This is a genomic window from Brenneria roseae subsp. roseae (assembly GCF_003115845.1).
GTDB classification, from domain to species: Bacteria; Pseudomonadota; Gammaproteobacteria; order Enterobacterales; family Enterobacteriaceae; genus Brenneria; species Brenneria roseae.
Genome location: NZ_KZ819027.1, coordinates 259,735 through 285,123, shown reverse-complemented (window position 1 = coordinate 285,123; position 25,389 = coordinate 259,735). Strand labels below are relative to the sequence as shown.

The 25,389-nt window shown below is 52.7% G+C and carries 23 protein-coding genes; 12 read left to right on the top strand and 11 right to left on the bottom strand.

The features are described 5' to 3' along the window. Positions 1–76 precede the first annotated feature (76 nt). Positions 77–676: a protein-methionine-sulfoxide reductase heme-binding subunit MsrQ gene (gene msrQ, locus DDT52_RS10505; protein ID WP_136156292.1), complete on the bottom strand. Its 600-nt coding sequence runs from the start codon at positions 674–676 to the stop codon at positions 77–79. 84 nt (positions 677–760) lie between these two features. Continuing rightward, a complete protein-coding gene (msrP, locus tag DDT52_RS10500) occupies positions 761–1,762 on the bottom strand; it encodes a protein-methionine-sulfoxide reductase catalytic subunit MsrP (RefSeq protein WP_136156291.1) in 1,002 nt (333 codons plus the stop codon). A 470-nt stretch (positions 1,763–2,232) separates the two neighbouring features. On the opposite strand from msrP, the gene csrD reads away from it, so the two are divergent. The 8 genes from csrD (at position 2,233) to tldD (ending at position 14,743) form a co-directional block, all read left to right on the top strand. Then, entirely contained in the window at positions 2,233–4,170 is a 1,938-nt protein-coding gene (csrD, locus tag DDT52_RS10495) for an RNase E specificity factor CsrD (protein ID WP_136156290.1), read from the top strand. Between the two features lie 318 nt (positions 4,171–4,488). After that, positions 4,489–5,532 (top strand): rod shape-determining protein MreB, encoded by a 1,044-nt coding sequence (gene mreB, locus DDT52_RS10490; RefSeq protein ID WP_009114770.1) that lies wholly within the window; start codon positions 4,489–4,491, stop codon positions 5,530–5,532. Between the two features lie 325 nt (positions 5,533–5,857). After that, on the top strand, positions 5,858–6,823 hold the full coding sequence (gene mreC / locus DDT52_RS10485) for a rod shape-determining protein MreC (RefSeq protein WP_136156289.1): 966 nt from the start codon (positions 5,858–5,860) through the stop codon (positions 6,821–6,823). After that, the gene (gene mreD / locus DDT52_RS10480; RefSeq protein ID WP_136156288.1) at positions 6,820–7,308 is read left to right on the top strand and encodes a rod shape-determining protein MreD; all 489 of its coding nucleotides are present in this window, start codon (positions 6,820–6,822) and stop codon (positions 7,306–7,308) included. Before mreC ends, mreD begins: the two co-directional genes overlap by 4 nt. Positions 7,309–7,318: 10 nt before the next feature. Continuing rightward, entirely contained in the window at positions 7,319–7,912 is a 594-nt protein-coding gene (locus DDT52_RS10475; RefSeq protein WP_136156287.1) for a Maf family protein, read from the top strand. Next, positions 7,902–9,371 (top strand): ribonuclease G, encoded by a 1,470-nt coding sequence (rng, locus tag DDT52_RS10470; protein ID WP_109053748.1) that lies wholly within the window; start codon positions 7,902–7,904, stop codon positions 9,369–9,371. The genes DDT52_RS10475 and rng overlap by 11 nt, the downstream gene beginning before the upstream one ends. 57 nt (positions 9,372–9,428) lie before the next feature. Then, positions 9,429–13,253 carry an AsmA2 domain-containing protein YhdP gene (gene yhdP, locus DDT52_RS10465; RefSeq protein ID WP_136156286.1) on the top strand — a complete coding sequence of 1,275 codons (3,825 nt, stop codon included), beginning with the start codon at positions 9,429–9,431 and terminating at the stop codon, positions 13,251–13,253. 44 nt (positions 13,254–13,297) lie between these two features. Beyond that, complete coding sequence (tldD, locus tag DDT52_RS10460) at positions 13,298–14,743, top strand: metalloprotease TldD (RefSeq protein WP_136156285.1); 1,446 nt, start codon at positions 13,298–13,300, stop codon at positions 14,741–14,743. A gap of 63 nt (positions 14,744–14,806) precedes the next feature. Here tldD and DDT52_RS10455 read toward each other — a convergent pair whose 3' ends face one another. The 3 genes from DDT52_RS10455 to aaeR form a co-directional block, all read right to left on the bottom strand. Next, entirely contained in the window at positions 14,807–15,400 is a 594-nt protein-coding gene (locus tag DDT52_RS10455; protein ID WP_136156284.1) for a hypothetical protein, read from the bottom strand. A 9-nt stretch (positions 15,401–15,409) separates the two neighbouring features. Then, the gene (locus DDT52_RS10450) at positions 15,410–15,706 is read right to left on the bottom strand and encodes a hypothetical protein (RefSeq protein ID WP_109053752.1); all 297 of its coding nucleotides are present in this window, start codon (positions 15,704–15,706) and stop codon (positions 15,410–15,412) included. A 197-nt stretch (positions 15,707–15,903) separates the two neighbouring features. Beyond that, entirely contained in the window at positions 15,904–16,839 is a 936-nt protein-coding gene (gene aaeR, locus DDT52_RS10445) for an HTH-type transcriptional activator AaeR (protein ID WP_136156283.1), read from the bottom strand. A gap of 356 nt (positions 16,840–17,195) precedes the next feature. Here aaeR and aaeX point away from each other — a divergent pair, with 356 nt between their 5' ends. Genes aaeX through aaeB form a run of 3 tightly spaced genes read left to right on the top strand, consistent with a single transcriptional unit; the run spans position 17,196 to position 20,318 of the window. Next, entirely contained in the window at positions 17,196–17,399 is a 204-nt protein-coding gene (gene aaeX, locus DDT52_RS10440) for a p-hydroxybenzoic acid efflux pump operon protein AaeX (protein WP_109053754.1), read from the top strand. Positions 17,400–17,434: 35 nt separating this feature from the next. Beyond that, complete coding sequence (gene aaeA, locus DDT52_RS10435; RefSeq protein WP_425591545.1) at positions 17,435–18,355, top strand: p-hydroxybenzoic acid efflux pump subunit AaeA; 921 nt, start codon at positions 17,435–17,437, stop codon at positions 18,353–18,355. 4 nt (positions 18,356–18,359) lie between these two features. After that, positions 18,360–20,318: a p-hydroxybenzoic acid efflux pump subunit AaeB gene (gene aaeB, locus DDT52_RS10430; protein WP_136156281.1), complete on the top strand. Its 1,959-nt coding sequence runs from the start codon at positions 18,360–18,362 to the stop codon at positions 20,316–20,318. Between the two features lie 42 nt (positions 20,319–20,360). Here aaeB and yjgA read toward each other — a convergent pair whose 3' ends face one another. Next, complete coding sequence (yjgA, locus tag DDT52_RS10425) at positions 20,361–20,909, bottom strand: ribosome biogenesis factor YjgA (RefSeq protein ID WP_136156280.1); 549 nt, start codon at positions 20,907–20,909, stop codon at positions 20,361–20,363. Between the two features lie 322 nt (positions 20,910–21,231). Here yjgA and pmbA point away from each other — a divergent pair, with 322 nt between their 5' ends. Next, complete coding sequence (gene pmbA, locus DDT52_RS10420; protein WP_136156279.1) at positions 21,232–22,572, top strand: metalloprotease PmbA; 1,341 nt, start codon at positions 21,232–21,234, stop codon at positions 22,570–22,572. A gap of 81 nt (positions 22,573–22,653) precedes the next feature. On the opposite strand, the gene rnk is transcribed toward pmbA, so the two are convergent. The 5 genes from rnk to hpf all read right to left on the bottom strand — a co-directional run bounded on the left by rnk (position 22,654) and on the right by hpf (position 25,380). Then, the gene (rnk, locus tag DDT52_RS10415) at positions 22,654–23,064 is read right to left on the bottom strand and encodes a nucleoside diphosphate kinase regulator (protein ID WP_136156278.1); all 411 of its coding nucleotides are present in this window, start codon (positions 23,062–23,064) and stop codon (positions 22,654–22,656) included. Positions 23,065–23,227: 163 nt separating this feature from the next. Then, positions 23,228–23,500 (bottom strand): PTS phosphocarrier protein NPr, encoded by a 273-nt coding sequence (gene npr / locus DDT52_RS10410; RefSeq protein WP_136156277.1) that lies wholly within the window; start codon positions 23,498–23,500, stop codon positions 23,228–23,230. Between the two features lie 15 nt (positions 23,501–23,515). Continuing rightward, positions 23,516–24,370 carry an RNase adapter RapZ gene (gene rapZ / locus DDT52_RS10405; protein WP_109053760.1) on the bottom strand — a complete coding sequence of 285 codons (855 nt, stop codon included), beginning with the start codon at positions 24,368–24,370 and terminating at the stop codon, positions 23,516–23,518. Positions 24,371–24,523: 153 nt separating this feature from the next. Then, entirely contained in the window at positions 24,524–24,997 is a 474-nt protein-coding gene (gene ptsN, locus DDT52_RS10400) for a PTS IIA-like nitrogen regulatory protein PtsN (RefSeq protein WP_109053761.1), read from the bottom strand. A gap of 95 nt (positions 24,998–25,092) precedes the next feature. Further along, positions 25,093–25,380 carry a ribosome hibernation promoting factor gene (gene hpf / locus DDT52_RS10395; RefSeq protein WP_109053762.1) on the bottom strand — a complete coding sequence of 96 codons (288 nt, stop codon included), beginning with the start codon at positions 25,378–25,380 and terminating at the stop codon, positions 25,093–25,095. Positions 25,381–25,389: the final 9 nt, after the last annotated feature.

Here is a 25,389-nt window from a genome sequence, read left to right as displayed (position 1 = left end):
ATATTCCCGCAGTAGCCCGATATGATCGGCGAAAAGAGCGCGGTTTTAACAGCAAGCATGAACGTCGTTGCCCCATTTAGCGCCACCACTGGCGAAACTTTTTATAACGCAATAACAATAAAGCCAACACCGCCAGCGAGTACAAAATGGGTTGTGGTGATAGCGTTTTGACTGACCAAAGATAGTGTATCGGGGCGAGAATGGCGACCAGATAGACGAAGTTATGCAGTTTTTGCCAGTGAGATCCCAACTTGCGCATTATCACCCGTGGTGAAGTCAGGGCCAGCGCCAGTAAAATCAGCCAACTGATGATACCGATCGTTAAATAGGGACGAGAGATCAACTCTGCTCCCAGCAAGGCCAGATGATTCAGACCCAGTTCCAACACCGAATAACTGATCAGATGCAACGTGGCCCATGTGAAACACCAGAGACCGATCATACGCCGACAGTGAATCAGCAGCGGTTGTTTGGCATAGCGGGCCAGTGGAGTAACCAGCAAGGTGGCGATCAACAGCTTAAGCGCCATTCTGCCGGTAAAATGCTGGATATCTTTGGCCGGATCGGCGCTCAGCCATGATTGAACGACGGCCAGGATTAACCATAAAAGCGGTAACGCTGCGGCTAAATGGATAATGACCTTGAGCCACTTAATCTGTTGAAGCGTCAGTCGCATTCTCTTTTCCTGAGATCGTTCGTCTTGATGACAGACGCCTGAGCGCGTAAGGCTGCGTCGGGATCTGTACATCGCCAGAGCAAGTTAAAAGTTCTCCCGCAGGTCCATGCCCCGATACAGTGATGCAACCTGCTCGGCGTAACCATTGAATAGCCGTGTCGGCTGGCGCTGTACATCAAGCAGACCGCCGGCACCAATGACGCGCTCTGTCGCCTGTGACCAGCGAGGATGATCCACATGCGGATTCACATTGGCGTAGAAACCATATTCATCGGGTGCGGCAAGGTTCCAGGTCGAGGGGGGACGATCGCGGGTGAGGCTTATCTTCACGATGGATTTGATGTTTTTAAAACCGTATTTCCACGGTGTAATCAACCTGATCGGTGCGCCGTTCTGGGGAGGCAGCGTTTTGCCATACACGCCAACGGTGAGAAGAGAAAGCGGATGCATGGCTTCATCCAGCCTCAATCCTTCGACATAGGGATAACTGAGTCCGCCGCCGATAAAACGATCTTTTTGTCCCGGCATTTGTTCCGGGTCGTAGAGTGTCTGAAACGCAATATAGCGCGCGTTGCCGGTGGGATCGGCAAACTTGATCAGTTTTGCCAGTTCAAAACCAACCCAGGGGACAACCATCGACCAGGCTTCGACACAACGGAAACGGTAAATTCTTTCTTCCAACGGGAAACGTTTAATCAGATCGTCAATATCCAGCGTGATGGGTTTGGCGACTTCTCCGTCGATCTGGATTGTCCAACCTTCGGTTTTCAGTCCCCCCGCATTGGCGGCCGGATCGGCCTTGTCCAGACCGAATTCATAGAAATTGTTGTAACCCGTGACTTTATCTTCCGGCGTGAGCGGCAAATTGAGCCGCCAGCCGGCTGGCTGAGCAAAGGATAACGGTTTTCCTGGCGGCGCTTTGGGACGATCGTTGCCCTTGAACCAGGCGAACAGATCCGCTTTCGCGGTTAGAGGCAATGACAGCGCCGCCGCTGTTATCCCCAGCGTTTTCAACACGCGTCGTCGGTCATGAAAAACAGATTCCGGGGTGACATCGGCTTCGGTTAATTTGCGATGTTTATGCATGGTGTACTCCAGCCAGTTTTTATTATTACTGACGTAATGTGGTGTCTTTTACATAGCGGCTTACTTAATTTATAGATGAATTATGTGGGGAACACCGCGCAGGCAAACGAAATACTTCTTTGCAGGGTGTAACAACCCACCTGATTGCATGGTCGCGCGTCTGTTCCGGATCAACATCCGTCGATGAACGCTGCGCAGGATAAAAAAGATGTGGAATTATTTAACGACTATATTTGTAACAGGTAGTATATATCCGTCATCTTTCAGGTTATTGGTGAGCTGGCGTTATGACCCGGTTTCTCTTTGGGCCTCACCCTTTGGGAGCATCGCAGGCAGCATTCCAATCTGCGCCGGGCAGGGATGCATGCGGTTGGCGTTTGCTCGCATCCTGAAATCTATTGGGTATAAAGCGAACCGATAAAAACAGGACACTCGCAGAAACGACATTTATCCGGAAATAGGACGCAGGGATGGGATTTACGACCAGGTTCTCCATACTCATGACGCTGCTGACGGCATTGGCGATTTTTCTGATGCTTTCCAGCAGTATCTTTAGCCTCTTCTATTATAGCCAGCAGCGAACTTCACAACAGTTAAGAGAAGTCGCCGCCAGTATCGATCAGGCACTTTTGGTGCAATCGCCCGAGAATATCAAATTCTGGCTACCGGCCATGATGAAAACGGCCGGTATCGTCGCGTTAGAGATTATGGATGCGAATTCGGTTCTGTATTCGGTGCAACTGCCTGAAGCCGGGGATGTCCGCAGTTATCGCTATAGCGATACTCAACTTGATTTGATGCATCATCTGGATCTGGTGGTGGTTGTCACCTATCTCGATCCCCTGATTGGCGCCCCGCGTTTTCTGATGTCGACGCTGTCGGTGCTTCTGGCCATTGGCTTAATGGTGCTGGTGCTTTATTTGTCTATTCAATGGCTGCGTCACCAAACCGCCGGACAGGAGGAGCTGGAAGAACGGGCCCGGCGAATTCTGAATGGCGAACGAGAGTCGGTGATGCATGGTTCCGTAAGGGAATGGCCGGTAAACGCCAGCGGCGCGATCGACCAGTTGCTGTCTGATTTAACCGCCGCGCGTGAAGAACGCAGCCGCGTTGATACATTAATCCGCGCATTTGCGGCTCAGGATGCGGAAACGGGCCTCAACAATCGTCTGTTTTTTGACAATCAGCTGACGACACAACTGGAAGACATTGAAGATGTCGGTACCCACGGTATCGTCATGATGATCCGGGTGCCTGATTTTGAAACGTTACAGGAAACGCATGGTTATAACGGTGTGATCCAGGAATACCGTTATACGTTGGTGAATTTGCTGTCGACCTTTGTCATGCGCTATCCCTCGGCATTACTGGCGCGTTATTTCAATAATGATTTTACGGTATTATTGCCGCACCGTACCCTGAAAGAAGCCGATAATATTGCCGCTCAGTTAGTCAATGCCATTGATATTCTGCCTGCAACCCCGCGGATTGATCGTGAAGATATCCTGCATATCGGGATTTGTGCTTATCGCAGCGGACAAAGCCCGGAACAGGTGATGGAAAGTGTCGAAGACGCGACCCGTAACGCGGTATTGCAGGGAGGAAACGGCTGGTGCGTGTTTGACCGACAGGTGCCGGATAAAGGCCGGGGCAGTGTGAAATGGCGAACGTTGCTGGAGCTGACGCTTGCAAGAGGCGGCCCGAGGCTGTATCAGAAACCGGCGGTCACCCGGGAGGGGGTCGTACACCACCGTGAAATGATGAGCCGTATCTACGATGGTACTCAGGAACTGCTGGCCGCGGAATATATGCCAATAGTTCAGCAACTGGGGTTGACCGCCAGTTACGATCGGCAGCTTATCTCCCGCATTCTTGCGTTATCGGCAGGCTGGCCTGAAGAAACGCTGGCGATGCCGGTAAGTGTTGACTCGCTGCTGCAAAAGCCATTTATCCGATGGCTGCGGGAAACGCTGATGCAATGTCCGAAAAAACAGCGGCAGCGCATTTTATTTGAACTTGCAGAGGCGGATGTTTGTCAATATATCGGCCGTCTGCGCCCGATTCTGGATCTGGTGCTGGGCCTGGGCTGTCGTCTTGCGGTGACACAGGCTGGGTTAACGCTGGTCAGTACGACTTATATCAAGTCGTTGTCAGTGGAAATGATTAAGCTCCACCCGGGGCTGGTGCGCAGTCTTGAACGTCGTCCGGAAAATCAGTTATTCGTACAAAGTCTGACGGAAGCCTGTAAAGGTACTCAGACGACGGTTTTTGCCGCCGGCGTTCGTACTAAAGAAGAGTGGCGCACGTTATTGGAGAAGGGCGTTTATGGCGGACAGGGGGATTTTTTTGCCGCTTCGCTTCCGGTGGGGGAAGAGTTGAAAAAATATTCACCTCGCTATCGTGTTTAGTGTAAAAGTCCTGGTCAAATTGACGTAGAATGAGTCGGTTGTCGAATGGGTTAGTATGTACTTACGTTAGCGGCAATCCGATTAAATGTTAGCTTTTATGTCCTGTGTTCGTACTATTCTGTCGGGCGGAACGCGATAGTCTACCTCGCCGCCTGGAGGAAAGACCGCTGTGTGCGGGTTCCTTTTGAAAGCCGAACGGTACAACACAGACTTTTTTCACCGGAGCAGAGCGTTTTCGTGCCTTGTCGCTGCTTCGTGTGGTTGGTAAAGTAGGCGGATTTATTTTTCGCCCCCAGCTTGCAGGATTATCCTTTAGTTATGTTTAAGAAATTTCGTGGCATGTTTTCCAACGACTTGTCCATCGACCTGGGTACCGCCAATACCCTGATTTATGTTAAAGGGCAGGGCATCGTACTGAATGAACCTTCAGTGGTCGCTATTCGTCAGGACCGTGCTGGATCTCCGAAAAGCGTCGCCGCTGTCGGTCATGACGCTAAACAAATGCTGGGTCGAACGCCTGGTAATATCGCGGCTATTCGTCCGATGAAGGACGGCGTGATTGCCGACTTCTTTGTGACTGAAAAAATGCTACAGCATTTTATCAAGCAAGTGCACAGCAATAGCTTTATGCGCCCAAGCCCGCGAGTGCTGGTGTGCGTGCCGGTTGGCGCCACGCAGGTGGAGCGGCGTGCGATTCGTGAATCTGCGCAGGGGGCCGGGGCGCGTGAAGTCTTTTTGATTGAAGAGCCGATGGCTGCTGCGATTGGCGCGGGCCTGCCTGTTTCTGAAGCCACGGGTTCCATGGTTGTGGATATCGGCGGCGGTACGACGGAAGTGGCCGTGATCTCCCTGAACGGGGTGGTATATTCCTCTTCCGTGCGTATTGGTGGCGACCGCTTCGATGAAGCGATTATCAACTATGTTCGCCGTAATTACGGTTCACTGATTGGTGAAGCCACGGCAGAGCGTATCAAGCATGAGATCGGTTCGGCATATCCGGGTGATGAAGTGCTTGAAATTGAAGTCCGCGGCCGTAACCTGGCTGAAGGGGTGCCGCGTGGCTTTAACCTGAACTCTAATGAGATTCTGGAAGCATTACAGGAACCGCTGACGGGGATTGTTAGCGCGGTGATGGTGGCGTTGGAACAGTGTCCGCCGGAACTGGCTTCTGATATATCTGAACGTGGCATGGTGTTGACTGGCGGCGGCGCACTATTGCGCAACCTCGATCGTCTGCTGATGGAAGAAACGGGTATTCCGGTCGTGGTGGCCGAAGATCCGCTGACCTGTGTCGCGCGCGGCGGTGGTAAAGCGCTGGAAATGATCGACATGCACGGTGGCGATTTGTTCAGCGAAGAATAATCTGGCCGGGAAAAAGGGGGACCGTATGGATGAACGCGTGCGTTTTTCATCCCGCACGGTTACCCCTTTTTTCGTATGGGGCATGCATAAGACTCGCCCTGCGGAACAACGCGTCGCGTTATACGAAATCGTCTCCTGACGATTTCGTATAATTGGGTTTTCCCTGCCTGCCATCCTCCGGGCCTTTGCGTTGCCACGTTGAAAATCGCTTCTGGCGCTTTTTGACTCGTCTCATCCGTGAGACTCGCCCTGCGGGCCAACGCTTTGCGTTGTTAAAAATCGCGCCTGGCGATTTTTTATTGTTGTCGAGGAATACACGAATTTTATGAAGCCGATTTTTAGCAGGGGACCTTCCCTGCAGTTACGACTTTTTCTTGCTGTCGTCACCGCGATTTCTGTGATTATTGCTGACAGTCGGCTTGGCACGTTCACTAAAATCAGAACGTACATGGATACTGCGGTCAGTCCGTTTTATTTTCTGGCAAATGGCCCGCGTGAAGTGCTGGATAACGTCTCGGCATCATTGGCAACCCGTGAACAGCTGGGGATCGAAAATACCGCGCTGCGTCAGGAATTGCTGATGAAAAACAGCGATCTGCTGCTGTTAGGGCAACTCAAGCAGGAGAATGCTCGTCTTCGTGAGTTGCTGGGATCGCCGCTGCGTCAGGACGAGCAGAAAATGGTGACGCAGGTGATTTCCGCCGGTACCGATCCTTATAGCGATCAGATGGTGATCGATAAAGGTCGGGTAAACGGCGTATATGAAGGCCAGCCGGTCATCAGCGACAAAGGCGTGGTCGGTCAGGTGGTGGCGGTTGGGCAGTTTACCAGCCGGATTCTGCTGATTTGTGATGTTTCCCATGCGTTGCCGATTCAGGTGCTGCGCAATGATATCCGCGTGATTGCCGCGGGAAATGGCTGTGCAGACGACCTGCAACTGGAGCATTTGCCCAATAACACCGACATTCGCGTTGGCGATGTTCTGGTCACGTCTGGATTGGGCGGACGTTTCCCTGAGGGGTATCCGGTCGCCGTGGTGTCGTCAGTTAAAATTGATACCCAGCGCGCTTATACGATTATTCAGGCGCGTCCGACCGCGGGCTTGCAGCGCTTGCGTTATCTGTTGCTGTTATGGGGCGTGGACAGAAATACCAACACCGTGTTGCCACCGGAAGAGGTTCATCGGGTCGCCAATGAACGGCTGATGCAGATGATGCCGCAGGTATTACCTGCTCCCGATGAAATGGGGCCGCCGCCTCCCGTTACGACATCGCCGGGAGGCCGTCAATGAACCGCTATCGCAGACACGGCAACTGGATTATCTGGCTCTCGTTTTTAATCGCCATGGTATTGCAGATCATGCCGTGGCCGGATGAAATCTATATTTATCGTCCTTCCTGGCTGACGTTATTTCTGATCTACTGGGTGATGGCGTTGCCGCATCGGGTTAATGTCGGTACCGGATTTGTGCTCGGCATCATTATGGATCTGATTTTAGGGTCTACTCTTGGCGTACGTGCGCTGGCGCTCAGTATTGTTGCTTACCTGGTGGCATTTAAATTTCAGCTTTTCAGGAATATGGCATTATGGCAGCAGGCGTTGATTGTCATGCTGCTGTCGCTGTTGATGGATTTGATTGTGTTCTGGGCCGAATTCCTGGTGATTAACATCTCGTTTCGGCCTGAAACTTTCTGGAATAGCGTGGTTGACGGTGTACTGTGGCCGTGGTTGTTCCTGCTGATGCGGAAAATACGTCGTCAGTTTACCGTGCAATAAAAGGTTAATCATGACTCAGCTTTATCTGGCATCCGCTTCGCCTCGCCGCAGGGAACTGTTGTCCCTGCTCGACATTCCTTTTTCCGTGCTGAATATCGCGGTGGAAGAACAGCGTTTGCCTGATGAAACGGCTGAAGCCTATGTTCGCCGACTGGCGCATGAAAAAGCGTCGGCAGGCGTACTCGCGGCGCCTGCCGATTTGCCGGTGCTGGGGGCGGATACGATTGTGGTATTGAACGGACAGGTACTGGAAAAACCCCGGGATGGCGGGCACGCGGCACATATGCTGGCGATGCTTTCCGGACAACAACATCAGGTCATGACGGCGGTGGCATTGGCCGACAGAGACGACAGCCTGAGTACGCTGGTCAAGACGGACGTCGTGTTCCGTACGCTTTCCCGCCAGGATATTGAAACTTACATTGTTAGCGGCGAGCCGATGGATAAAGCCGGGGCTTATGGCATTCAGGGCAAAGGCGGATGCTTTGTTCGGTCGCTCAACGGGAGCTATCACGCGGTGGTAGGTTTACCGCTGGTAGAAACACATGAGCTGTTCAGTAATTTTGCTGCGCTGCGACAGGCAAGAGGAAAACATGACTGCTGAGTTACTGGTAAACGTCACACCTTCAGAAACGCGGGTTGCCTATATTGATGGCGGAATCCTGCAGGAAATTCATATTGAGCGTGAAGCCAAACGCGGTATTGTCGGCAATATCTACAAAGGCCGGGTGAGCCGGGTATTACCGGGCATGCAGGCGGCGTTTGTCGATATTGGTCTGGATAAGGCCGCCTTTTTGCACGCCTCCGATATCATGCCGCACACTGAATGCGTCGCCGGTGACGAGCAGAAGAACTTCCACGTTCGTGATATTGCCGAACTGGTCCGTCAAGGACAGGACCTGATGGTTCAGGTGGTAAAAGATCCGCTGGGCACCAAAGGGGCCCGTCTGACGACGGATATCACGTTGCCATCCCGCTACCTGGTTTTTATGCCGGGGGCTTCACACGTTGGCGTTTCGCAACGCATCGAAAGTGAAGCTGAACGCGAGCGTTTAAAGAAAACGGTCGCGGACTACTGTGACGATCAGGGCGGTTTTATCATCCGCACGGCGGCGGAAGGTATCGGCGAAGAAGAGCTTTCTCAGGACGCGGCTTTTCTGAAGCGCCTGTGGGGCAAGGTGATGGAGCGTAAAAAACGCAACCAGACCAAATGCAAGCTCTACGGCGAAGTGGCGCTGGCGCAGCGTATTTTGCGTGATTTCGCCGGTGCGGCGTTGGATCGCATTCGCATCGATTCCAGGCTGACCTATGATGCGCTGCTGGAATTTACTGCCGAATATATTCCGGAAATGACCAGCAAACTGGAGCATTACGCGGGCAAACAGCCGATTTTCGATCTGTTCGATGTGGAAAACGAAATTCAGCGCTCGTTGGATAGAAAAGTCGAGTTGAAGTCCGGTGGCTATCTGATCATCGATCAGACCGAAGCGATGACGACCATCGATATCAATACCGGGGCTTTTGTCGGCCATCGCAATCTTGATGAGACCATTTTTAACACCAATATCGAAGCCACTCAGGCGATTGCCCGGCAGCTGCGTCTGCGTAACCTCGGCGGCATCATCATTATCGACTTCATCGATATGAACAATGAGGATCACCGCCGGCGCGTATTGCATTCTCTGGAGCAGGCGCTGAGTAAAGATCGGGTAAAAACCAGTATTAATGGTTTCTCCCAACTAGGATTAGTGGAGATGACGCGTAAGCGCACCCGTGAGAGTATAGAGCATGTCTTGTGTCATGAATGCCCGACCTGTCATGGACGCGGTACGGTGAAAACCGTCGAAACGGTCTGCTATGAAATCATGCGCGAGATTGTGCGCGTGCACCATGCTTATGATACCGATCGTTTCCTGGTTTATGCCTCACCTGCGGTAGGGGAAGCGCTGAAAAGTGAAGAGTCACACGCGCTGGCCGAGGTGGAAATTTTCGTCGGCAAGCAGGTCAAAGTGCAGATTGAACCCCTGTATAGTCAGGAACAGTTTGATGTCGTAATGATGTAAATCGCGATGATATAAGTTCGTGCCCCCGTCGTCAGCGATGAAAACAAGGAGAAATACGTGAGGCGACTGCCCGGAATATTATTCGTCACGGGCGCCACTCTTATTGTGATTGTTGCGCTGTTAGTCAGCGGTTTAAGATTGGTGCTGCCACAGCTCGATCACTTCCGGCCACAGCTGGTGGCATGGGCACAGTCTGTCTCTGGGGTTCCGCTGGAGCTCGGATCGCTAAAAGGGCGCTGGGAATCGTTTGGCCCTACGCTGGAAATTGACAATTTTCGTACCTCGCTGCCGGAATCCGACTGGCAGGTTAAACGCATCACGCTGGCGCTGGATGTGTGGCAATCTCTGCTGCACGGACGCTGGCAGTTCCGCGATCTCACCTTTTATCAATCCCGCCTGGCGCTCAATACGACACTAAACGAGCAGCATCGGGATGGCGGGCTGATGGAATCGGAAAAATTGAACGATCTTTTCCTGCGCCAGTTCGATCATTTTGATCTGCGTGATAGCACCATCTCTTTTCTTACGCCATCCGGAGCGCGTGCGGAGCTGAGCATCCCTCAACTGACCTGGCTGAACCAGGATAATCGCCACCGTGCCGAGGGGCTGATCAGCCTGTCGAGTTTTACCGGTCAGCATGGCGTGGTGCAGATGAAAATGGATCTGCAGGATAATCAGGGGTTGCTTAATAACGGTACGCTGTATCTACAGGCCGATGATATTGATATGAAGCCCTGGCTTAGCCGCTGGCTGAAGAGTAATACCGGGCTGGAAAGTGCGGATTTCAGTCTGGCCGCCTGGCTGAATGTGCGTGACGGCAGCATTCACAGCGGAGATGTGTTCCTGAATCAGGGTACGGCAACCTGGAAGGAAGGCGAAAACGGGCACCGTCTGAATATTGATGACATGGTGTTGCATGTCAGTCGTCAGGAAAATGGCTGGCAGTTGAATGTGCCGGTGTTGAACGTTGCGACAGATGGCGTTGCGTGGCCGACCGGGCAATTATCGGCGCTATGGTTGCCGAAGGATGAATCGATGCTGGGGCCGGATCGTCAGGAAGAATTGCGTATTCGGGCCGGGAATCTGGAACTGGAGCGTCTTGGCTCGCTGCTGCCCCTGCTGTCTACCACCACACCCGACTTGAAAACGCGTTGGGAATCACTGCAACCGAAAGGTAAGCTCACGGCGCTGGCATTGGATATTCCTCTGCAACAACCGGAAAGAACCCGTTTTCAGAGCAGTTGGCAGGATGTCAGCTGGCGGCAGTGGGAACGGCTGCCGGGAGCGAATCATTTTTCTGGCTCGGTCAGCGGCAGCGCCGAACAAGGGCAACTGAATATTGATCTGGTCAAGAGCACGTTGCCTTATGAGGAAATGTTCCGCGCACCGTTGGAAATCAATCAGGTCAAGGGGGTAATTCACTGGCGTTATAACCCGCAGAGCTGGGAACTGTGGAGCCACGGGTTGGATGTTCAGGCCCAATCGCTATGGGTTAATGGCGATTTCCGCTATCAACATCCTGAAAAAGGTGAGCCCAGACTGGATATTCTGGCCGGGATTCGCCTGACCGATGCGGCTGATGCGTGGCGCTATTACCCCGAGCCTTTTATGGGCAAAGAACTGGTGAATTACCTGAGCAACGCGCTTAAGAGCGGGCGGGTGGACAATGGTACGTTGATTTTTGCCGGTAATCCGCAGCATTTCCCCTACGAGCATAACGAAGGACAATTTGAAGTCTGGGCGCCAGTCAAAAATGCGGTGTTTGAGTTTGAACCCGGTTGGCCTGCCCTGACGCAGTTGGACATCAACCTTGATTTCGCTAATAACGGCCTGTGGATGTTTGCTCCACAAACCTGGCTGGGCAAGGTGGAAGGCAAGAACATCAGCGCGGTTATTCCGGATTATAAAAAAGAGAGATTACTGATTGATGGCGAACTGGAAGGCGCGGGGCCGGAAATCGGTAATTATTTTCAGCAGACGCCGCTTAAATCATCGGTGGGCGCCGCGCTGGAAGAACTGAAAATTGCCGGCCCCGTGAAAGGTTCCTTACATCTTGATATTCCGCTGGATGGCGCGAATGTGCACGCCAGCGGCGATATCGTATTGAATAATAACAGTCTGTACATCAAACCACTGGCGGCAACGATAAAGAACCTCACGGGGCGTTTCCATTATGACAACGGCAACTTGCGCAGTGAAACGTTGAATGCCAATTGGTTGGATCAGCCCATGCAGGTGAATTTCACGACGGAAGAGCAGGCAAATGCATTTCTGGTGAATGTCGGGTTACAGGGGGCGTGGCAACCTTCCCGCTTGCCGGGCATGCCAAAGCCGCTTGTCAGTCAGGTCGCCGGGTCGGCGGACTGGAAAAGTGTGGTCGCCGTCAGTTTGCCCCATAAGGGAAAAACCACGTATAGCGTAGATATCGATGCTGAACTAGAGAAAGTGAGTAGTCACTTACCTGCTCCTTTAAATAAGGCGTCCGGGAAGCGTTTGCCGTTACAGGTCAAGGCGAAAGGCGATCTGAACGGGTTTGTGCTGAATGGTCACGTTGGTGAGGGAAACCGGTTTAACAGTCAGTGGTTACTGAAGGGGAATGCTGTCACTCTGGCGCGCGGCAGTTGGAAAACCAGCGCCGATACGTTGCCGTCGTTACCGGAAAGCTCTGCGCTGGTGCTCGATCTGCCTGCACTGGATGGCGAAAGCTGGCTTGGATTGTTGCCATCAATGCGTTCATCGCTGAGTGGGAATGGCGCAGGCAGCCGTTTTCGCTTCCCGACGGAAGTCACATTGCACACGCCAGAACTGCAATTGCTGGGACAGCAGTGGCATGATTTGTCGGTTACCAGTAGAGATAGTCTGAACGGTAGCGCAGTGCAGGCTCAGGGTCGCGAGATTGACGCCACGCTTGATATTCCGCACCGCGGTATATGGCGTAGTGATATCCGTTATCTCTACTACAATCCTCAATGGAAAGGTGATGAAGCGACCAATCCGATTGCGTTGGCCGAGAAGAAATCGCCGCTGAACGATCCCAGCATCAGCTTTCAGGATTGGCCTGCGTTGCAGCTCAACTGCCGTGAGTGCTGGATTGTCGGACAAAACTTTGGCCGCGTTCAGGGAACGCTACAGCCTGAGAAAGACAGACTGACCCTGAGTGACGGTGTTATTGATACCGGGAAGGCGCAACTGACGGTAAACGGTAGCTGGCAGGATAACGCCGAAGGGGTCCGTACTGCGTTGAAAGGACGTTTGACTGGCGACAGCCTGGAGCAAAATGCCGACTGGTTCGGCATTAGTACACCGTTGCGCGCCGGGGCGTTTGATGTGGACTACGATCTTTACTGGCGTGGCACTCCCTGGGCGCCGGATATTGCCAGTCTGAGCGGTATCCTGCATGCGCGGATAGGAAAGGGGGAAATCGCCGAAGTGGGGACGGGTCAGGCCGGGCAGCTACTGCGTCTGGTCAGTTTCGATGCTTTACTGCGTAAGCTGCGGTTTGATTTCAGCGATACGTTTGGCAGCGGTTTTTATTTCGATGGTATCCGCAGCACGGCGTGGATTAAGGATGGCGTTCTGCATACCGACGATATGTTGATTGATGGGCTGGAAGCGGACATCGCCATGAAAGGCGATGTCGATTTGGTACAGCGTCAGGTCAATATCGAAGCGGTGGTTGCGCCGGAAATTTCTGCCACGGTGGGGGTCGCCACGGCATTTGTCGTTAACCCGGTGATCGGTGCGGCAGTTTTTGCGGCCAGTAAGGTGCTGGCGCCGCTGTGGAACAAGATTTCGCTGATTCGTTACCACATTTCCGGTAGCATCGATCAGCCGAAGATTCAGGAAGTCCTGCGTGAGCCAAGTAAGAAGAAGGGCGAATAGCGCAGTTCGTTCACCCGATTTCATCTAATAAAGAGTGAAAAAATATGAGTCTGTCATTTGTCAGTGAGCAATTACTCACCGCTAACAAATTGAACCTTAATGACCTTTCTTCCGTATTGGGATTATTAAATGAACGTCGCCTGGATTATGCCGACCTTTATTTTCAGTCGAGCTACCACGAATCATGGGTGTTGGAAGACCGTATCATCAAGGATGGCTCCTACCATATCGATCAGGGCGTAGGTATTCGCGCGATCGATGGTGAAAAGACGGGGTTTGCCTATGCCGATCAGATTACGCTGAATGCGTTGCATCAAAGTGCGCAGGCGGCACGCAGCATTGTGCGCGAGCAAGGCAATGGCCAGGCGCACACGCTGGGAGAGGTGCCGCATTCTGCGCTTTACCCACAGCTTAACCCGCTTGATAGCCTGACCCGCGAAGAGAAAATTGCCCTGTTGCAACGTGCGGATACGGTCGCTCGTGCTGCTGATGCCAGAGTGCAGGAAGTGACGGCCAGTTTGACAGGCGTGTATGAACTGGTGCTGGTGGCGGCGACTGACGGTACGTTGGCTGCTGATGTTCGTCCGCTGGTGCGCCTGTCGATCAGCGTGCTGGTTGAAGCGGACGGTAAACGTGAGCGTGGCGCCAGCGGCGGCGGTTCGCGCAGCGGCTATCACTATTTCTGGGAAACGCTCGACGGCGAATCTCGTGTGGAAGCCTGGGCGAAAGAGGCCGTGCGTATGGCGCTGGTTAACCTGTCGGCGATTGCTGCACCCGCGGGCTCGATGCCTGTTGTGCTGGGCGCGGGCTGGCCGGGCGTGTTGCTGCATGAAGCGGTTGGGCACGGTCTGGAAGGCGATTTTAACCGCCGTGGAACCTCGGTATTCAGTGGTCAGATGGGCAAGCTGGTGGCGTCCGAGCTTTGTACGGTGGTGGATGACGGTACGCTGACAGGACGTCGGGGCTCGTTGGCTATGGATGATGAGGGAGTGCCGGGTCAGTATAACGTGCTGATCGAAAACGGGATTCTGAAAGGTTACATGCAGGATAAACTGAATGCTCGTCTGATGGGCGTTGCCCCGACGGGCAATGGACGCCGTGAATCTTATGCACACCTGCCTATGCCGCGTATGACCAACACCTATATGCTGGCGGGTCAGTCAACGCCGGAAGAGATTATCGCCAGCGTTGAATACGGCCTATACGCGCCGAATTTTGGTGGTGGTCAGGTGGATATCACCTCTGGTAAGTTCGTGTTCTCAACGTCAGAAGCTTACCTGATTGAAAAAGGCCGCGTGACCACGCCGGTGAAGGGCGCCACGCTGATCGGTTCCGGTATTGAAGCCATGCAGCAGATCTCCATGGTAGGTAACGATCTAGCGTTGGATAAAGGGGTGGGCGTATGCGGCAAAGAGGGGCAAAGCCTGCCCGTTGGCGTTGGCCAGCCTACTCTGAAGCTGGGAAGTCTGACGGTCGGTGGTACGGCGTAATTAAACGCTGTTCCCACACTGCATTTTGAAAAACCGCGTTCTTTGCTGACGCGGTTTTTTAATTCAGGAAATGGCGGCAATAATCGATTTCAGTCGCCTGATGTGTGCTGGGTTACGTTGTACCAGAACATCATCATTGATCTTCAGGACAATGCCTTTGAGTAGCGCGGTCGTACTGGTAATTTTTGTGGATATTTTTAGCGTATCAATATTCTGAATGACATGCCTGCCTTTAAGCGAGAGTCGCTTCTCGGATTTCCCCTGCGCCAAATCGCTTTGCAGCAAACGTGGGATATCCTTTGCGGCCTCTTGGTCGGCAGCCAGACGGTGCAGGTAATATTTTATCAGACTGGGGACGAAATCAGGCGCGCCGCCTAATTCGCTGCTGGCCAGGTTAAGAATATCGATCATGTGTGCAGGGACGCGGCTTTCCAGCGATTTACGCTGTACATCCAGTGCTTTTTTGATCATTGGCGTGGATTGATGAGGAACGACCGCGACGTTTCCACATTGATCACATACCCCCACCAGCACTTGCTTCACTATTCCAGTGCCATCGCTAAACGGCACATCTTTGAGCTGAAACGTAACATTTTCACATGACCGGCAGAAGTTGCATAACACGGTCTGCGTATCGCCCACTTTGAAAATTTTCATGCCATAGCCTTAATGATGAACGCTGATAAAAACGCAATTCGGTTCGGTGAAATACCATTTGATATACCACGGTATACAGCGGTGATTGACCCTGATGATGTGAACATCAATGTGTGAAGCGAAATGGTGTGGGGAGCAGGTGTAGGATGAACCATCAGTCCGGTTAATAATATCAATAACATCCTCAAGCGTTACCTGTCCCGTTGCCAGCAAATTCTTGGCGCTGATGCTGCCTCTGGCTTCATGTAACACATTGCCCGTTCGTAAACAGCCAATAACCTGTTTTTTTGCATCCCTGAATCCCATATTATTATCCAATTGTACGTCATATATCGTACTTTTCCAAAGGTGATTTTACTGACCCTGCCTGTGATGGCGTCGCGTCAGTTTCCGCGTGTTGGGGGCCGGTACACGTTTGTAAGTCGCAGGAGGAAAGAGATATAACGCACGGTCTGACATAGCGAGAGCGCTAAGTTGGGAAAGGCGGAAACGCTTCGCAAAATTTACTTTTTATCTTCCTCGCTATTCTGACGATATCCCTGATACGTCAGGGCGACCTGCTTGAAATACTCAATCAGGTAATTGATACAGACCTGCACTTTCAGCGGCAGATTGTCTTTGCGGGTATATAACGCATACACCGGGCGGGGATCGGAGTGGTAACGGCTGAACAGAATTTCCATTTCGCCACGCTGGATTTCTTCAACCACCCACATCAGGGGAACATAGGCAATTCCCGCCCCGGCTTTTAACCAGCGCACCAGCGTCTGCGGATCGTTAGTGACAAAACGACCCTGCGGAGCCAGCCGGGTAGAAATGCCTTCAGGAGCAATCAGTTCGAATTCACTATCCGGGCGCACGCTATATTCCAGCCAGGAAAAGTTCACCACGTCGGCCGGCTTTTCCGGCGTACCGTGCTGTGCCAGATAGCTTTTGGCGGCACAGACCACCATAGGCATCGATCCCAGTCGTTTGGAGAACAGGCTCGAATCCTGTAACGCGCCAACCCGAATGACAATATCCAGACCATCGGCGATCAAATCAGGTGCGGGAATGCCCGTGACCAGATTAACGGAAAGTCCCGGATATTCTTTCAGCATATCGGCGGTCATGGCGGACAGAACGTTCTGCGCCATGGTGGACGAACTGCCGATGCGCAATGTGCCGGTGGGGGTACTGTTGAAGGCGTAAAGCTGCTCATGTACCTCATGGGCTTCTTGCAGCATGCGGCGGCAACCGTGGTAATAGATTTTCCCCGCTTCGGTCAGACCAATACTGCGCGTACTGCGATTAAGCAGTTTGATCCGCAATGCGTCTTCAAGCTTGGTGACGGTCTGGCTGACGGCGGAAACGCTCATCTGGAGCTGGCGCGCGGCGGCGGTAAAGGAGCCGCACTGCACCACTCTGGCGAATACCGACATGCTTTTTAATCGTTCCATTATTAACTCTGACTTAAAAGTGATTTAGATCACACTATGTAGATAAGATGATAATAAGCATCCATAATATAGCCTATCCGGTGATTCCGGACGGGTCATATAAAACCTTCAGTCATTCATTGTTATCACCGTAGCGTAAAAAACGCTGATTGAACATCGCTTATCGAATCAGCAGTCAGCATCTGCAATCGCCATGTACATGTCTCAGTTTAATGCCATGTTGGCCTATCGGCTATGGAGCCTGTGGGACGAGCCTTTGCTGCTGATGCGCCACATGGTGGTCCGTTGATCATGAATTAATCACGGTAACGTGTCATCCCGACGCGTTATACCTAATGAAACATAAGGAAAAGAGGATGAGTTCACTCCCGGTTATGGTGTTGTTCGGCCTGTCGTTCCCGCCGGTCTTCTTTGTCTTGCTGGTTTCACTGACGTTATTTTTCGTTGTGAACCGGCTGTTGCAGCCGACGGGTATTTATGACTTTGTCTGGCATCCCGCGTTGTTTAATACCGCATTATTCTGCTGCCTGTTCTATCTGCTGTTTCGTTACGGTCTTTGAGGTTCTTTGTGAAATCTTTCTTTATCGCCACGCTCATGAAAAAACTGGGTCGTGTGGTTATCACGCTGGCCGTGGTGTTATTCGCCGTTGTGGCGGTATTTCGTATCTGGGCGTTTTATACCGAATCGCCCTGGACGCGTGATGCGAAATTTACCGCGGATGTGGTGGCTATCGCCCCCGATGTGAGCGGGTTGCTCACCGATGTGCGGGTGACAGACAACCAGTTGGTGAAGCAGGGTGATGTGTTGTTCGTGGTGGATCAACCCCGCTATCATGAAGCGCTGGCGCAGGCGGAAGCCGATGTGGCCTATTATCAGGCGCTGGCGGTGGAGAAAAAACGGGAAGCGGGGCGCCGGGCGCGTTTGGGCATCCAGGCGATGTCGCAGGAGGATATCGACCAGTCGGGCAATGCGCTGGAAACGGCGACACACCAGCTTGCCAAAGCACAGGCGGTACTGGCGCTGGCAAAGTTGGATCTGGAACGCACGGTGGTGCGCGCGCCCGCCGATGGCTGGGTAACCAACCTGAATGTGCAGACCGGAGAGTTTATTACCCGCGGTTCAACCGCCGTGGCGCTGGTGAAGGAAGATTCATTCTATCTGCTGGCTTACATGGAAGAAACCAAACTGGAAAGGATACGCCGTGGATATCGGGCTGAAATTACGCCTCTTGGCAGTGAGCGTATCTTCTACGGCACGGTAGACAGCGTGGCAGCCGGGGTGAACAACAGCAGTAGCAGCGTTGACAGTAAAGGTCTGGCAACGGTTGACTCCAACCTGGAGTGGGTGCGTCTGGCACAGCGCGTACCCGTGAAAATCAAGCTGGATCGCCAAATGGGCGAGCTGTATCCGGCCGGCACTACCGCTACCGTCGTCATTACCGGCGAGCAGGTCGACAATGATAAAAAGCCGTCGCCGCTGATTCGCTTGTTATATCGCCTGCGTGAGTTCGGCTGATATCATGAAAAGCCCGATATTTGTTCGCTTCCGCTTTGCATTTAAGCTGAGCTTCGCCATTGTCCTGTCTTTGCTGCTGGGTTTCCATTTGCAGTTGGAAACCCCGCGCTGGTCTGTGCTGACAGCGGCGATCGTCTCTGCCGGACCGGCCTTTGCGGCGGGTGGCGAACCGTTTTCCGGCGCTATCCGCCATCGGGGCATGTTGCGTATTATCGGAACATTTATTGGCTGTATCGGTGCATTAGTCATCATTATTACCACGATTCGCGCACCGGTTCTGATGCTGATGCTGTGCTGTTTGTGGGCGGGAGTTTGTACCTGGATCTCTTCACTTGTCAAAGTTGAAAATGCCTATGTGTTTGGGCTGGCGGGCTATACGGCGTTAATTATCATTGTCTCCACCCAGGGCACGCCGCTGCTGACGCCGCAGTTTGCCGTCGAGCGCTGTAGTGAAATTGTGCTGGGGATCGTGTGCGCCATTGTGGCCGACTTAGTGTTCTCCCCGCGCTCGATAAAACGAGATATTGACCGCAGTATCGAAGCGCTGCTGATGGATCAGTATCGGCTGCTGCAATTATGTATCAATCAGGCGGAAAAAGAGGCGATTGATGCCGCCTGGCATGCGCTGGTGCGTAAAACGACGGCGCTGAATGGCATGCGTAATCATTTGATGATGGAATCGTCGCGCTGGCAGAACAGCAATCGCCGTTTGAAAGCAATGCATACGCAATCGCTGGCGTTGATTACGCAGTCTTGCGAAACCTATCTGATTTTGCAGGATAATCCTTCATGGGTGAAAGGCAGCCTGAAATGGGTTATCGATCAGCCGGTTGAATCCATGCAGGATATCCACCGGCGTCTGAAATCGCTGCGGCGCCTGATTGTTGCCAGCCATAGTCAGGATATGCCGCCCACGGTAAGTGGCTGGGTTGGGACCGCAACACGTTACCTGTTATTGGCCAAAGGCGTACAGACTAACGGGCGTATCAGCAAAGTGGAGGCTGACGTGCTGAACAGCGATGTTGAGGTTAAAGCGTCCTCGGCCGAAGCTCACCATGCCATGATTAACGGATTACGGACGGGGGTGGCCACCGCGCTGGGCTGTTTATTTTGGCTGAGCACCGGTTGGACTTCAGGTAGCGTTTGCATGGTCATGATTGCCGTGGTGACGTCGCTGGCGATGCGGCTGCCAAATCCCAAAATGGTGGCGATTGATTTCCTTTATGGAACAATCTTTGCGCTGCCACTGGGGGCGCTGATGTTTATGCTTATCATGCCTTCAACGCAGCAGAGTCTGTTGCTGTTATGCTTCAGCCTGGGCGCGATGGCTTTCATCATTGGTATTGAAGTGCAAAAGCGACGCCTGGGATCGCTGGGCGCGCTGGCGAGCACGATTAATATTCTGGTGCTGGATAATCCGATGACGTTCCATATCGGCCAGTTTCTGGATAGCGCTATCGGGCAGATTATCGGTTGTTTTCTGGCGCTGCTGGTTATTCTGTTGATCCGTGACAATGCCAAAACCCGTACCGGACATACCTTGCTGAATCGCTTTGTTTACAGTGCGGTATCGGCATTAACGACCAATCAGGCGCGGCGCAAGGAAAACCATTTGCCCGCACTCTATCAGCAGCTATTTCTGCTGTTGAATATGTTTCCCGGTGATATTGCCAAATATCGTCTGGCGCTGTCGTTGATTATCGCGCATCAGCGTCTGCGTTCACTGGATATTCCCCGGGATGAGGAGCTCTCCGCTTTTCATCGCCAGATTCGCGCCACGGCGGAACAGGTGATCGGCGCGCGACGGGATACCATCCGCAGCCAATCTTTTGCGCGACTGTTGGATGAACTTGGGGAGTATCAGCAGAAACTGGCGGAGCGGCGGGTGTCACCGGGTATCACGGCGCCAGTCGGACGTTTAATCACCATGTTGCATAAATATCAGCATGCGTTGGGTGATTAGATGCGTTAACTCAGGGTAACCGCGGGCACCCTGAGCCGGCTATCACGCTTCGCTTTCTGACAGCTCACGCAGATACTGGAAGATCTGGCGGGTCGATTTTGGCGGCTTATTCGCCGCCTGCTCTTTTTGCGCATTGCGTACCAGCGAACGTAGCTGCTGGCGATCTGCATGCGGGTAAAGCGCCAGAATATCAGGAATGGCGTCATCCCCTTCGGCTACCAGCCGGTCACGCAATAGCTCAAGCTTGTGAAAAAGCACGACCTGCTGATTGTGACGGTTTTTCAGTTTATCCAGCGCAGCCTGAATCGGTTCTGGATCGCGGGCCCGCAGCAGTTTACCGATCAGTTGTAACTGGCGGCGGCGACCCTCTTTCTTGATGCGCTGCGCCAGCTCGACCGCCGCACGCAGGTCGTCATCCAGCGGGATTTTCTCCAACGCGTTCTTACCCAGTTCAACCAGTTCCGCACCGAGATCTTTCAGCGCTTCCGCATCACGTTTTATCTCGCTTTTGCTGACCCAGATAATTTCATCATCGTCGTCTTCATTATTGTCCGGGACGTCATCAAGCCAGTCTTCGGTTTTTTTGCTCATGGTTGGTTCCTAAAAAATTTCCGGTAAAAAAACGCCAGACGCGTTTTTCAACGTCACGCAGTGACGGCCCGTAGAGCGGCGGGCAAGGATTGCCGCCATAAAAAGAGGCTGATCCTAACAGGTTTGGGCTTTGTGCGAAATTGTCTGCGGATCCTGTTAGACTCAGGAGCATTATGCTACACCTTTTATGCGGATGGATGACGATGAATTGCGTGGAAATATTCATGCATGGAGACCTGACCGTGCAGCGGGACTGTGGCTGCATGGGCATTTCCCCAGCGTCACCTATCGAAACGGTTTCCTTACTCATTATGGCAGAACAATGACAATAATCACTCAGGTTGCACAACAGCGTGAAACGCTGGAACAAGCGGTTGTACAGGCGCTGGAACTGGCGCGAGCGGGTTCTGATGCGGCAGAAGTTTCCGTGTCGAAAACGACCGGTATTGGCGTGAGCACCCGTTATGGTGAAGTTGAAAACGTTGAATTTAACAGCGATGGCGCGTTGGGTATTACGGTGTATTACCAGCAGCGTAAAGGCAGCGCTTCATCAACCGACCTCAGCCCGGATGCTATCGCGCGGACCGTGCAGGCGGCGCTGGATATTGCTCGTTACACCTCCGTCGATCCTTTTGCTGGTCCGGCAGACAAGGATCTGCTGGCTTTTGACGCACCGGATCTGGATCTGTTTCACCCGGCGGAGCTGGATGCCGATCGTGGTATCGAACTGGCGGCACGTGCTGAACAGGCGGCGATGAAAGCGGATAAGCGCATCACCAATACTGAAGGCGGAAGCTTCAATAGCCATTATGGCATCAAAGTATTTGGCAACAGCCACGGCATGCTGCAAAGCTATTGTTCCAGCCGTCATTCGATGTCCAGCTGCGTGATTGCCGAGATGAATGGTGACATGGAGCGTGATTACGCCTATACCATTGGTCGTTCGCTGGATGATTTGAAAACGCCGGAGTGGGTGGGTGAAGAGTGCGCGCGCCGTACGTTATCCCGTTTGTCGCCGCGTAAGTTACCCACCATGCAGGCGCCGATATTGTTTTCCGCGGAAGTGGCGACAGGGCTGTTCGGCCATCTGGTCGGCGCAATCAGCGGTAGCAGCGTATACCGTAAATCAACCTTCCTGCTGGATAAGCTGGGCCAGCAAATTCTGCCGGAGTGGCTCACTATTGAAGAATTGCCGCATTTACGCAAAGGACTGGCATCGACGCCGTTCGACAGCGAGGGGGTACGCACTCAGCGGCGTGAGATTGTGAAAGACGGCGTTTTGCAAACCTGGCTGCTGACCAGCTATGCCGCGCGTAAACTGGGCATGAAGAGCACCGGACATGCTGGTGGTATCCATAACTGGCGCATCGCCGGACAAGGGCTGGATTTCGATGGTCTGCTCAAACAGATGGGTAAAGGGCTGCTGGTGACGGGATTAATGGGGCAGGGCGTCAGCGGCGTGACGGGGGATTATTCCCGTGGCGCGTCCGGCTTCTGGGTGGAAAACGGTGAAATTCAGTATCCGGTCAGTGAGATTACCATTGCGGGTAATCTGAAAGACATGTTGCGCAACATCGTCACGGTAGGCAACGACATTGAGACGCGCAGTAATATTCAGTGTGGGTCAGTGTTACTGCCCGAAATGAAGATCGCAGGAGAATAAACGGGAACCGCGTGGCGACGGGAGAGTGGCCGTCACCGTCGGCATTGTCCGACGGTTTGTCATTCTCTGCGTTATCGCCGTTTAGCGGTGATATTCACCCGCCGATTCCGGCTGATAAAGCAGTTCCAGCACCTCGATATGCGTTTCTTCACCATTCGGCAACCGCCAGGCGATGGTGTTTCCTACATGCATTCCCAGCAATGCCGCGCCCAGCGGAGCCATGACAGACAAGTGTTCCCTGCTGTCTTTCACTGCAACCGGGTAAACCAGCGTGCGGATGTGTTCCTCATTAGCGATCAGATCGCGAAAACGCACCCGACTGTTCATGGTTACCACATCCGCAGGGATATTGCCGGAAGGTAAAATTTCCGCCCGATCAAGCTCGTCATTCAGGGCCTGAGCGACATCGCTGCCGGCAAAGGCGGGCTGCTCCAGTAACATATCCAAACGTTCCGCGTCCAATTCACTGATTGTCAGGTTAGGTTTCGTCATACTCCTCTCCAGGTTTTATTTCCAGATGACATAAAAGCAACACCCCCGCGCCAGTGGAGCGGGGGTGTATAAGAAAAACTGATATCAGAAGATAGTAGGGGCTTACGGTCAGAAAGAAAAGCGATCTCTATCACGAAGATGAGCAGAGAGCTTTCGGATCGGGTTACTCTTCATCAAACCCGGCGTCAAAGAGCTCAATCACCGCGGCCAGCGCCTGTTCTTCATCCGGGCCCGTCGCTTCGACTTCAATAAGCCCACCCTTGGCTGAATCCAGCATCAGCATGGCAATAACGCTGCTGGCCTCGGCTTCGGTACCGCTGTCATTGCGCAGCATCACTTCCGCGTCAAAACGCTGCACCAGTTCAAACAGTTTCATGGCGGGCCGGGCATGCATGCCCAGCTTGTTTTTGATTTCAACCGTTTGTTTTATCGTCATTATTGGGTCTGGCTATTATGATTTACGCTTTTCCAGCGTGCGGTGGCGGGACTGCACATTTTTGCCGCGGGAACGAAAGTAGTCCGCCAGCTGTTCCGCAATGTAAACGGAACGATGTTTGCCGCCGGTACAGCCAATTGCCACGGTCAGATAACTGCGGTTATTGGTTTCCAGCATGGGAAGCCAGAGTTCCAGATAGCTGCGCGTCTGGTAGATAAAATTATGGACTTCCGTGTGCCGATCGAGGAAGGCGGCGACGGGCTTGTCCAGACCGGTCATCGGACGTAATTTGGGATCCCAGTGCGGGTTGGGCAGAAAACGCACGTCAAATACATAGTCGGCATCGATAGGAATACCATGCTTGTAGCCGAAAGACTCAAAGACCATCGTCAGTTCGCGTTCCCGTTTGCCCAACAGGCGGGTACGCAGCATTTCAGCCAGTTCATGCACTGACATTTCAGAGGTGTCGATGATCAGATCGGCCCGTGAACGCAGTGGCTCCAGCAGATCGTTTTCTTCATCAATGGCGCTTTCCAGCGACAGATTCTTACTGGATAAGGGGTGCAGACGACGAGTATCACTGTAACGACGGATCAGCGTATTGCGATCGGCATCCAGAAATAACAGCTGTGGTGAGAAACTCTGCGGCAGCTGTTTCATTGCATGCTCAAAGATTTCCGGCGATTCCGGCATATTGCGCACGTCAATGCTGACTGCTGCGGAGATATTGCGTGTCGCAAGCGTATTGGCCAGCTCCGGCAATAAAACCACTGGCAGGTTATCTACACAGTAGAACCCCATGTCTTCCAGCGCGCGCAGAGCGACAGATTTTCCTGACCCTGAGCGACCACTGACAATCATCAGCACCATCTGACGACTCCCCTATGGCAACGTGATGGCGAACTCTCTATGCCATTATGTTTATAATGAATTGCTAGAAAATGAACAAGTAAAACACGGATTGCAAGTAATCTCCGGTTCCCGATTGGATCACCATATATCGTAAGCATGACTGCCACTGACTTAACCGGCTTCCGTCATGATCTGGTACAGCTCTTCATCGCTTTGCGCCGCCCGCAGACGCCGGCAAATCGCTTTATCTGTCAGACGTTTGGCAATAAGCGACAGCGTATGTAAATGGGTTTTACATTGTTCTGCCGGAACCAGCAAGGCAAAAAGCAAATCAACGGCTTGATTATCAATCGCATCGAAAGCGATAGGTTGATCCAACTGGATAAATACCCCGATTGCTCCCAGCGCGTTTTCATCCTCAAGCTTACCGTGGGGAATGGCAATACCATTGCCAATGCCGGTACTGCCCATTCGCTCGCGGGTGAGAATGGCATCAAAAATAATCTGTGAGGGGAGATTAAGCTGTTTGGCAGCTAGCTCACTGATAATTTCCAGTGCTCGTTTTTTACTTTGGCAATGGACAGAACTTCGGGTGCACTCTGGACGTAACACGGTACTGAGTTGCAAAACGGGAACGTTATTCATTTTATATTCACTTAACGACACTTTCACTGCTGGTGAGCCCAGCCCATAGGATGCATGGGCTGGGTCTGTTTTCTTGCCCACGGGCAAGAAAAAAACTAGTGCTGTTTCAGCTTATCCTTATGCTTATTGAGCTGGCGAGCCAGCTTATCGATCAGCAAATCGATAGCGGCATACATATCTTCCGCTTCTGATGTAGCGTGCAGCTCCCCACCGTTGACGTGGACTGTAGCATCGGCAATTTGTTGTACTTTCTCCACTTTCAGTACCACGTTGACCTGATTGATACGGTCGAAATATTGCTCTAACTTGGCAAACTTGGTATTCACGAAATCGCGTAAAGGTTCGGTAATTTCGATGTGGTGTCCGGTAATGTTGAGCTGCATAGTGTCTTC

Coding starts and splice junctions, on each gene's coding strand:
- tldD (WP_136156285.1), top strand. CDS start 13,298: ATGAGTCTGTCATTTGTCAGTGAGCAATTACTCACCGCTAACAAATTG.
- yjgA (WP_136156280.1), bottom strand. CDS start 20,909: ATGAGCAAAAAAACCGAAGACTGGCTTGATGACGTCCCGGACAATAAT.
- DDT52_RS10455 (WP_136156284.1), bottom strand. CDS start 15,400: ATGAAAATTTTCAAAGTGGGCGATACGCAGACCGTGTTATGCAACTTC.
- rnk (WP_136156278.1), bottom strand. CDS start 23,064: ATGACGAAACCTAACCTGACAATCAGTGAATTGGACGCGGAACGTTTG.
- DDT52_RS10475 (WP_136156287.1), top strand. CDS start 7,319: ATGACTCAGCTTTATCTGGCATCCGCTTCGCCTCGCCGCAGGGAACTG.
- DDT52_RS10450 (WP_109053752.1), bottom strand. CDS start 15,706: ATGGGATTCAGGGATGCAAAAAAACAGGTTATTGGCTGTTTACGAACG.
- mreC (WP_136156289.1), top strand. CDS start 5,858: ATGAAGCCGATTTTTAGCAGGGGACCTTCCCTGCAGTTACGACTTTTT.
- pmbA (WP_136156279.1), top strand. CDS start 21,232: ATGACAATAATCACTCAGGTTGCACAACAGCGTGAAACGCTGGAACAA.
- npr (WP_136156277.1), bottom strand. CDS start 23,500: ATGACGATAAAACAAACGGTTGAAATCAAAAACAAGCTGGGCATGCAT.
- rapZ (WP_109053760.1), bottom strand. CDS start 24,370: ATGGTGCTGATGATTGTCAGTGGTCGCTCAGGGTCAGGAAAATCTGTC.
- hpf (WP_109053762.1), bottom strand. CDS start 25,380: ATGCAGCTCAACATTACCGGACACCACATCGAAATTACCGAACCTTTA.
- msrQ (WP_136156292.1), bottom strand. CDS start 676: ATGCGACTGACGCTTCAACAGATTAAGTGGCTCAAGGTCATTATCCAT.
- mreB (WP_009114770.1), top strand. CDS start 4,489: ATGTTTAAGAAATTTCGTGGCATGTTTTCCAACGACTTGTCCATCGAC.
- ptsN (WP_109053761.1), bottom strand. CDS start 24,997: ATGAATAACGTTCCCGTTTTGCAACTCAGTACCGTGTTACGTCCAGAG.
- aaeX (WP_109053754.1), top strand. CDS start 17,196: ATGAGTTCACTCCCGGTTATGGTGTTGTTCGGCCTGTCGTTCCCGCCG.
- aaeR (WP_136156283.1), bottom strand. CDS start 16,839: ATGGAACGATTAAAAAGCATGTCGGTATTCGCCAGAGTGGTGCAGTGC.
- aaeA (WP_425591545.1), top strand. CDS start 17,435: ATGAAAAAACTGGGTCGTGTGGTTATCACGCTGGCCGTGGTGTTATTC.
- mreD (WP_136156288.1), top strand. CDS start 6,820: ATGAACCGCTATCGCAGACACGGCAACTGGATTATCTGGCTCTCGTTT.
- msrP (WP_136156291.1), bottom strand. CDS start 1,762: ATGCATAAACATCGCAAATTAACCGAAGCCGATGTCACCCCGGAATCT.
- rng (WP_109053748.1), top strand. CDS start 7,902: ATGACTGCTGAGTTACTGGTAAACGTCACACCTTCAGAAACGCGGGTT.
- aaeB (WP_136156281.1), top strand. CDS start 18,360: ATGAAAAGCCCGATATTTGTTCGCTTCCGCTTTGCATTTAAGCTGAGC.
- csrD (WP_136156290.1), top strand. CDS start 2,233: ATGGGATTTACGACCAGGTTCTCCATACTCATGACGCTGCTGACGGCA.